Source organism: uncultured Cytophaga sp., assembly GCF_937863595.1.
GTDB lineage: Bacteria > Bacteroidota > Bacteroidia > Cytophagales > Cytophagaceae > Cytophaga.
Genome location: NZ_CALMGQ010000063.1, coordinates 41,403 through 51,398 on the forward strand (window position 1 = coordinate 41,403; position 9,996 = coordinate 51,398).

General features: G+C 35.0%; 6 protein-coding genes. 4 read left to right on the forward strand and 2 right to left on the reverse strand.

Annotated features, from left to right (window positions below; translation table 11 throughout):
• Nucleotides 1–59: 59 nt before the first annotated feature.
• Both Q0543_RS05570 and Q0543_RS05575 read left to right on the forward strand, forming a co-directional pair.
• On the forward strand, nt 60–1,418 hold the full coding sequence (locus tag Q0543_RS05570) for a neutral/alkaline non-lysosomal ceramidase N-terminal domain-containing protein (protein WP_299250224.1): 1,359 nt from the start codon (nt 60–62) through the stop codon (nt 1,416–1,418).
• Between the two features lie 261 nt (nt 1,419–1,679).
• On the forward strand, nt 1,680–2,348 hold the full coding sequence (locus tag Q0543_RS05575) for a hypothetical protein (RefSeq protein ID WP_299250226.1): 669 nt from the start codon (nt 1,680–1,682) through the stop codon (nt 2,346–2,348).
• 251 nt (nt 2,349–2,599) lie between these two features.
• On the opposite strand, the gene Q0543_RS05580 is transcribed toward Q0543_RS05575, so the two are convergent.
• A complete protein-coding gene (locus tag Q0543_RS05580; RefSeq protein WP_299250228.1) occupies nt 2,600–3,901 on the reverse strand; it encodes a HAMP domain-containing sensor histidine kinase in 1,302 nt (433 codons plus the stop codon).
• A 61-nt stretch (nt 3,902–3,962) separates the two neighbouring features.
• Complete coding sequence (mfd, locus tag Q0543_RS05585) at nt 3,963–7,331, reverse strand: transcription-repair coupling factor (RefSeq protein ID WP_299250230.1); 3,369 nt, start codon at nt 7,329–7,331, stop codon at nt 3,963–3,965.
• A 591-nt stretch (nt 7,332–7,922) separates the two neighbouring features.
• Between mfd and Q0543_RS05590 the strand changes: the two genes are divergently transcribed.
• Nucleotides 7,923–8,390 (forward strand): hypothetical protein, encoded by a 468-nt coding sequence (locus Q0543_RS05590; protein ID WP_299250232.1) that lies wholly within the window; start codon nt 7,923–7,925, stop codon nt 8,388–8,390.
• Nucleotides 8,391–8,400: 10 nt separating this feature from the next.
• Entirely contained in the window at nt 8,401–9,879 is a 1,479-nt protein-coding gene (locus tag Q0543_RS05595) for a hypothetical protein (protein ID WP_299250233.1), read from the forward strand.
• Nucleotides 9,880–9,996 lie beyond the last annotated feature (117 nt).

Genomic DNA, 9,996 nt, shown 5'->3' on the forward strand with positions numbered 1-9,996 from the left:
ATATTCGATTCTTTGTGAATCAATTCGTAGAATGTATCTTGCATACATAAATTCAAAAGATGAATTATATTAAAAAGATCTTAAAAGCGTTTTTAATTATTATTTTAATTGCTGTGGTTACTGTCTTAGCTGTTTTCACAACAGTGGATCGTACACCTTATAAAGAAATGCCTTATTATGCATCCATGAGTGCAACGTTGGATTCCTTTAATGTTACAGAGGATGAAGTAATAGCTGATACGCTGCAAGCAGGTTGGTTTAAAGTAGCACTTACGCCAGATATACTTCCGTATCCCTTGGCTGGCTATGGCTTAAGAGAAAAGGCAGTTCGGGTTGCGGATACAACATTTGTTCGAACATTTGTATTTGATAATAAAAAAACACGCGTAGCTTATGTGTGTTTAGATTTATTGATTTTTCCCCCAGACTTAAAAGACCGAGTACGCAAAGCATTAGAAGAAAAATATCATTTACACATTTATTTAACGGCTACGCATACACACAGTGCCCCGGGTGGCTGGGAGCCTAAGATTGCGGGTAAATTTTTAGCAGGCGAATATTCTGAGGCATATGTAGACCTCCTTTTTAATGCCATTGAAAAATCCATCGAAGGTTCCATTCATAAATTAGCCATTGTGCAGCAATCCTACATTCGTGTTGCTGCTCCAAGTGCTGTACACAATCGGTTAAAAGGTGTTGATGCACCGAAGGATAATTACATTCGAGGATTAAAATTTAAAACGAAAAAAGGAGAAGAAGCCTGTTTATTTACTTTTGCAGCACATGCAAATTGTTTGGATTCAGATATTACCTACATATCAGCAGATTATCCGGGTGAGGTTTCTTCCATGTTAGAAAAAAATGGTTGGGCATCTTTTGTAAGTTATGCAGCTGGTGCAGTTGGTAGTCATGGTCCTGGCTTTCCACTTATTGGGAGTGCAACAAAACAACTGGATACAATTTCGAAAGTGTTAGTAGCTAAACTAATGGAAGCGCCTGTTGATTATTCCTATACCTCAACGTTGTACTATAAACGTATCCCTTTATATTTAAGAGAGCCACATTTACGTCTTCAAAAAGATATTCGAATTCGACCTTGGGTTTTTCATACAATACTTGGCTCTGATCAACCAGATATTCAAATAGTAGAAATAGGCAATACAGTTTTGTTGGGCATGCCCTGTGATTACTCTGGTGAATTAATGCCTCCATTAGAAAAGATTTGTAGCGATCATAATGCGCAGTTGATACTGAGTGGTTTTAATGGTGGATATATTGGCTATATAACCGATGATGCATGTTATGATTGGGATCGGGGTGAAACAATGGATATGAATTGGCATGGACCGTATAATGCAGCTTATTTGACGGAAGTGAATGAGCGGATTTTGAAGAAAGTGTTGGTTCGTGATATGTAAAAAAAGTGGTGTGGTAAAAAGTGGTCAGTGGTCAGTAAACAGTGGTCAGGCAAAAAAAGAAGCTTTCTAATTACGCTAGATTTTTTAAAGTTAAAAAGAAGCGGTTATTTTCATCATTGTAAATCAGTTGAATCATCTTAATCAACGGTTCAGATAATTTTAATCAGCTGTCAGTCTACGAGCAATTTTTTGATGTCTGTTTGGAATTTCGCCTGATGTTGTATCTTTTTTACATTCTAACATTATGTAATAAAACAACATATGAAAATTTTATTCAGTACAGGCATTTTTATTTTGATGTGTATTTCGTGTGGACACGAGCAAAATACGCCAATTCAACAGCATTCAGATTCAACAACAACTAATGTGTCTAGCAAAGTAGATTCTACTCCAGTCGGTAGTGTCATTCCAGATGTATCTGCAGAGAATTTTTCAACTTCCTATACTACCTTACGGAAACAGATTAACACAAAACGTATACGGATGTATCAAGATTATTTAAATGCTTCAACCAAAGTAGAAAAAAATAGGTGTTTGGATTCTGCCTCACATTATTTACATCAGGTTTTGAGAGAAAATATTTTACCATATTGGTATGGAACGGAATGGGATTTTAATGGTATCACGGATGAACCGCAACGTGGAAAGATAGCCTGTGGTTATCTTGTATCCACAACCTTAAAACATTCAGGGTTTGTTTTAAATCGATATAAACTGGCACAACAATATTCACATGCTATTGTGAATACCTTATGCAGTGATGTAAAAAAATTTACCAGTATTGGATCTATGCTAGCATATATTGAATTGCAACCAAACAATCTGTATGTAGTGGGATTAGATAATCATGTAGGATTTATTTCAAAGAATGATATGTCTATAAAATTTATTCATTCAACATTTGTTGAGGCTGCTTGTGTGGAGTCTTAAGATGCATCAGAATCAGCAGTCTTGGCTTCATCGCATTTATACGTTTTGGGTAATCTAACCAGTAATACTCAAATAATTATGAATTGGTTAAAAGGCTCAATGATAGAAATCGTTCCTTAGATTCATAGGTCAAAGATAGGCATGAAAAAATTTATGTCAATTAGGGATAGTTTGTGTGGCGCAAACTATGAAGTAAAACATAAAAAACATACAACCTACTTCAAAAAACTAATTTAAACCTACAAAAAAAATTAGGCTTGTTCTGAGAGGGTATTAAACACACGTCCTTTAAGATTTGGAATTGATAATGTAAAAATAGATCCCACTCCTTTTTCAGACCAAACGTTTATCGTTCCTTCAATTTTACTAATGGCTTCTTTTGTAATGTACAAACCTAAGCCACTGCCCTTCGTCTTTTCATCTGTTTTAAAGAACATATCAAAAATTTTATCCATATATTCTTTATTAATACCAACGCCATTATCTGCGATTGATATTTCTAAAACGGGAAATTGATTTTTGACTTTTATATGAATTGTTTTATCGACATGTGTGGTTTTAGAGTATCTGAATGCATTTGAAATGATGTTGTTTAAAATCATCCGCAATCTATTTTTGTCGGTATAAAACTCTCCTTCAAAATCACAATCAATGCTTACAGATACCTGTTCGTTATAAACAGAATTCATCTCTATACAATTTAAAATTTCTTCTTTGATGTGTACTTCAGAAACTTCGACTTCTAAGCGGTTATTTTTTAAGTAATTTAAAATGTCATAAATAAAATTATCTAAACGTCTAAGGCATGCTTCTTTTAACGTTTCATAATATCTTAATTTTTCTGGATCAGTTTCAAGTTTACTTATTTCAATCAATCCAAGTGCGGAAGCTATGGGAGCACGTAAATCATGGCTAATACTGTATACCAGATGGTCCATCTCTGAATTTGTCTTCTGAAGATGTGCATTTTTATATTCAATTTTTGCTTTAGATAGCAATATCAATTTACTGGATATGGTGTGATCTCGAATAATGAACCAGGCGAAAAATCCACATTGGGTTAAGGCACATAGAAAGTTAATTTTACTATTGGTGCTTTGAAAGCCTTCAGACAACTGTCTGTAGGATTCATCTGAAGATTGATGAAAAAACATGACATACGTGCACAAAAGGATAGGCAAAATCATGTGAAATAAAATCAATCCTATTTTTCTGTTGTCAATTATAAAAGGAATACCAATCAATAAAGGCATATAAAAGCAGAAGATCATTGAAGACAAGCCTGTTTGTATGCATTGTACAAAAACTAAAGACGTAACCGTTAATATTACGAGGTTGGCCGCACTGTTTGTATGTTTTTTATTCAAAAAATAACATACGCCAAAATTGATTAAAATAACAGAAACAACGATAAGTGTATCTGTTACCCAATAAATAAGTTCAGGAATGGTTGCTAAGATGGCGATTAAAGAGGCGCCTTTGATTAAGTAATCTAATAGACGCTTTCGTTTCTCGTAACTTTCTAATGTGTGCGCTTTGAAGGCTCCTTCCAACTTAGTTTGAATTAAAAATATGTTTCTCTAAGTTCAGCAAAGTTTTTTATTTCTGCAATGATTACTTTTTAATAACAGAAGTATTCTGAATTTTTTTGAGAAATAGTGCAGCAAGTTCGACAGTTTGAATTTCTGAAATGATTAATAATAATTTTTTATTAATTTCTTTCATTTTACACTGCTTGGGATGTGCTTGCACGAAAGATAAAATAGATCCAAACACGTCGGATGTGTAATAACTCGTTCTGTCTGAAGGGACAAACTGACAACGCATGATTTCGTTTTTAATCGTAAGTTTTTCAAAGCCCAGCTCTTGAGCCAACCAACGAAGCTTTATTGTTTCGGTTAAATCAATAACTTCTCTAGGTAATGGTCCAAAGCGATCGATGATTCCATTGGTAAATGCAGCCAATTCGGTTTCATTCTTTATACTGTCAATGGTAGAATATAAAGAAAGGCGTTCCGAGATATTGTTGACGTAGTTTTCTGGAATCAAAATAGATAAGTCGGTTTCGATGACACAGTCTTGCACCAAGTTTTTCAAGCGTTGTTGATCCAACTCATCTTTAAAGAGATCGGCAAATTCTGTTTCTTTTAATTCTTGAATGGCTTCATCCAAAATTTTGTGGTACATATCAAAACCAATATCGGTAATGAAACCACTTTGTTCGGCACCCAACATGTTGCCAGCACCACGTATATCTAAGTCGCGCATGGCAACTTTAAAGCCATCGCCCAAATCCGAAAATTCTTCTAATACACTCAAACGTTTGCGCGAATCGCCGTTCAATGCTTTTACAGACGGAGTTAACAAATAACAAAAAGCTTTTTTATTTCCTCTACCTACTCGTCCACGCATTTGATGCAAGTCTGACAAACCAAACATGTGTGCCGAGTTGATGATGATGGTATTGGCATTTGGAATATCTAAACCTGATTCAATAATGTTTGTTGAAATTAATACATCAAATTCGCCGGCAACAAATTTCAGCATTACCTCTTCAAGCTTATCCCCTTCCATTTGTCCGTGTGCAAAATTAACACGTGCATCGGGTACTAATTTTTTAATCATGAAAGCCATGCTTTCAATATCGCGCACACGGTTGTGTACAAAGAATACTTGTCCGCCGCGTTTCAATTCAAATGCAACTGCATCCCGAATCAATTCTTCATCAAAAACATGAATCTCTGTCGTAACAGGCTGTCTGTTTGGTGGTGGCGTAGCTATAATCGATAAATCACGCGCCCCCATTAAGGAAAAATGTAGGGTACGAGGTATCGGTGTTGCCGTAAGTGTTAGCGTATCAATGTTGATTTTAAATTCGCGTAATTTTTCTTTCACCTTCACGCCAAACTTTTGTTCTTCATCAATAATCAAAAGACCAACGTTTTTAAATTCAACATCTTTACTGATTACGCGATGCGTACCAATTAAAATATCTGTTTTACCTTCTTTAACACGTTTTAAGGTTTCTTTTATTTGCGCAGTTGTTTTAAATCGATTGATGTATTCAACCACACAGGGTAAGTTGGCCAAGCGATCGCGAAAGGTTTTGTAATGTTGCATCGCCAAAATAGTCGTTGGCACCAATATCGCAACCTGTTTGCCATCCGCTACTGCTTTGAAGGCAGCACGAACCGCAATCTCTGTTTTGCCAAAGCCAACATCGCCACAAACTAGGCGATCCATTGGGTGTGGCGCTTCCATGTCTTTTTTAACGTCTGCAGTAGCTTTTCCTTGGTCGGGTGTGTCTTCGTACATAAACGAAGATTCCAATTCTACTTGTAAAAATGAATCGGGGGAATAAGCAAACCCAGGCGCCGCTTTACGTTTGGCATACAACTGAATCAACTCTTTGGCAATGTCTTTAACCTGTTTTTTAACCTTGCTCTTTTTATTTTCCCAATCGGGAGAGCCAAGCTTCGTCATAACAGGCGCTTGCCCGTCTTTTCCGGTATAACGCGAAATTTTATGTAAGGCATGAATGGATAATACCATCAAATCATCGTCGCGGAAAACCAAACGAATGGCTTCTTGCGCATGCCCGTTGTTGTCTATGCGTTCTAGTCCAGCGAAACGAGCAATACCAAAATCGGTATGCGCTACAAAGTCGCCTGGTTGTAAGGTACGCAACTCTTTGAGTGTAATGGATTTTGATTTTGAAAAGCGCTCTTTGGTTTTGTATCGGTGAAAGCGATCGAAGATTTGGTGATCGGTATAGCAGAGTACCTGTCGTTGCAAATCAATAAATCCTTCGCGCATGGGCGAAATCAATTCTTCAAACCGCACATAGGGATCCAACTCTTCTAAGATGGAATGCAAACGTTGAATTTGCTGGTGCGATTCGGAAGCAATAATGACTTTGTATCCTTGATTGATGCGTAATTTTAAATCGTCAAGAAGTAGATTAAATTCTTTATTGAAAGAAGGTTGTGGCTTCGCTTCGAATTCTATTTTTTCTGATTTCGCAATATGCGATCTTGAACCGAACTCTAAGATTGTAAACCCTTTAAGACTTTTTTTAAACGAATCGGATTGCTCAAATAAGGCTTCGGGTGAAGTGATTAATGTACTGTTTCCGCTAGCAGCAAGGATGCTATCAAATTGGACTTCTACTTTAGAGAAGCATTCATCTATAATGGAATTCGTTAATTCATAATCTTTTATCCAAATCAGTGCATTGTCTGGCAAAAATGTAAATAGCGCTTCGCGTTCTTCTTTTAACAAACGTGTTTGTACGTTTGGCGTAATCGATAAGGTCGGATAAGTTGCAATCGATAATTGTGATTCTGGATTGAAGGTACGGATGCTTTCAATTTCATCTCCAAACAATTCAATCCGATAGGGATATTCGTTGGAATAGGAGAAGATATCGATGATACCACCACGGATGGCATATTGACCGGCTTCGTAGGCAAAATCGGCACGTTCAAAGGAATAGCTTTGTAAAAACTCTTCCATAAACTCTCGGTTGAGTTTTTCACCAACCTTTGCAATAAAGGTATTTTCTACTAAAGAGCGTTTATTAATGACTTTTTCAGAAAGCGCAAGCGGATAGGTAACAATGAAAGATGCTTTATCTTGATTGTTGACAATGTAATTTAATGTTTCAGCACGTTGTAAAATGTTGGCATTTTCAACTTGTTCGTAGTGATAGGGTTTTTTGTAGGAAGCCGGAAAAACAAAAACAGGCTGTCCGATTAGCTGTTGTAAATCGTTTTGAAAAAAATAGGCTTCGTCTTTGTCGTTTAAGATGAAAACTTGGGTTTGGTTGCTTTTTTGGGCAAGGGAAGCAGCCACTACGGCATCCATACTTCCAGATAAACCTTTTAAAAAGAGACTATTTGTACCCCTTTCTTGAAGCTTTTGTTTCAATAGCTGAATATGAGAATCGTACTCATATAAACTCAATAATTCCGATACTTTCACGTGTAGATGGCTGCGTATTGATGTAAAAATACAATAAAAAAATTAAAGAGTGGTCGGTGGGTAGTGTACAATGGTCAGGAAAAAAATAAAACGGTGTAGGGTTTTTCTACTCTATTTTGGTGCTCTACTCTCTTACCCAACCACCTGCTACTCTGTAATGTTGCAAAAATTGTCTGAACTCCCGCCCAAAAGCTGTACAGGTTATGATTTTTTTAATTAAAATGATTTGTATGATTTAATTTGACATTATTTATTTCCTTTTAATTCTTTAAAAATTGTAGTTCAGACAATATGAAAGAATTACAAATGAGCGGCATTTTTTTTTTACAGATGTTTATCGGGACAATATCCATGAAGAATAATTTTATCATCAACAACATTTGATTGAGTTTATTGATAACACTAATTTTATATTTCTCGGGCTTCAATAAAGCTTTCCATCCTTTAATAATCGCAGTTAAGAAAACTGCAGGTGAATAATTTTTTCCATGTGTAGCTGATATGATAAAAACATTTTAAATTTAAAGTGGTGATGTGATCATTCCAAATAATTTCTCTTTAAATTGATTGTGTAACATCATAGAGTAGCAGGTGGTTGGCCGAAAAGGCGCAACCACGGCGGGGTTTGTGGTGAAGGTGAGGAGTGATACCAACAACGGCGGAAAATATACTATAAATTTAAATGGAGGTGCTACACTACCATTAATAGATCTAACAGTAACTGGTGAGCCTGCTTTAATAAATTATGATAAAAATCTTCGAAAAACACCGGATATAGCTCCGTCTATTAATTTATCAGGAGGAAGAATCACAGGAACATATAATCGTTCTTTTCCTGATGGTTCTCCTGTGCAATTTAACATTGCAATAAGTCTCATTGTTGATTTTCAATCACCTTGTATACAAAATCCTAATCCATGTTTGATAGAGGCGATTATTAGTTTACAGCTAACCGTTAGTCTGGTTAGTAATTCGGTGTTTATTCCCCAAAGTTTATTACCTCCTCTTCCACCTATACCACCAATTACAATAGGTTCAAAAGTACTTACTAATAAATAATAATAATATTATGTATATAAAATTAATCACTTTCCTTTTATTCCTTAGTTGTCATTTTAATTTGGTTGCACAAATTCAGGAGAATAAAGTAGTTGAAAATAAAGGAGGCTTGTATCATTTGAGTGATCCATTATATCCTCAACGTTATTATGCACCAAAAAATGAACTGCTAATATCCAGCAAACCGTATAGTAAATTTGAAACAACACAATTGAATGATATTAATACAACCCTCTGCTCTTATTTTAGTTGCAATTCAATTGAGTGGTTAAAAAAAATATCTGTAAAACAAGAGTATCCTGCAAATTACGAACAAGCAACATTCAATTATAGAAAAGAAAAATCCTTTGCTGAACAGTTTAAATTATACTTAAGCTCACAATTTTATTTTACATATCAGAAGGAATCGTATTGTATATCTATGGTACATGCAGTGTACGTGTATAATACCATGCGCTTGTTTCCAGTAATACTGGTAAAAAGAAACAATGTCTGGATTGTCAGCGACAATGTGGATTTTTTAATATTCTCAGCATATTTAAGAATTAAACCTGAGTATTGGGCTAATCTTTTTAGAAATCAAAAAACGTTACCAGCACCGATCTTAAAAAATATAGATTATTTCGGATCCAGATTTTTACTTTCGTATGATTATTATTATGCGAATATTGTTTTTGATACTGATTCGATTGGTAAAACAACTAAAGTGTCATTGGATAAATTAAACGAAAACAAATCGGATATAGATATTAGTAATTTTCAACAGTCATTTTTTAGATTAATAAAAAAGGCTGGGTATAGCATAACATTGAATATGTATGAAAAAGGATCAAACGATATAACTCAATTTTTTTCAAACGTAAGTAAACCCCACAGCGACACTACTGCAGAACAAGCAATAGCATATTGGTTGTTCTCAAAAGATAGCATATACCAAAGGAGAAATAGTATAGGATATCCGTATATGAAAAAGGAATTTGTGAATTATATGCAGGTGAGTGGCGTAAATAATAGACTATCCTTGAAGTATAATATTTCCTTAGACTTAGATGGTAGTAATTATAAAGTAATTTATTTTGATGAATGGCATGGAATTAAAAATCCGGATGGTCCTTCTTATAAAGAGCATTGGGTTGGAATAAAAAGTATCGTATTAAAAAAGGAAGAGGAAGATTGGTTTGTTTATCTTGATAAGGCTGGAGATATTTTTAAAGTATTAAGAGGATTTGATGTTTTAAATGAACAAGGCGTTAATTTTTGTTTAACAGCAAAACTTTCAGGGAATCCAGCGTATGATTTTTTAATAGATGGTCAATTTGTGGCGCCACCAGATGGAAGAATTTATATTGAAAATACAATATTCTTATGGCCAGATTATATTTACAATTATACAATTCCTGAGGATTTAAAAAATGGCTTTGGAGTAGTAGCTCCTTATGATACCTATGAACAGAGAACTCCTACATATTGGCAGGATAGAAAAAATTAAATTATTTCTTAATCCTTTTCGCCTTGGTTTGTAACTATCTTCGTTTCCTAACCGCCCCAGCCCGCCGTGGATTTCTATGGTTTATGCAAGCGGACTTGTATAAATATATTCATATTT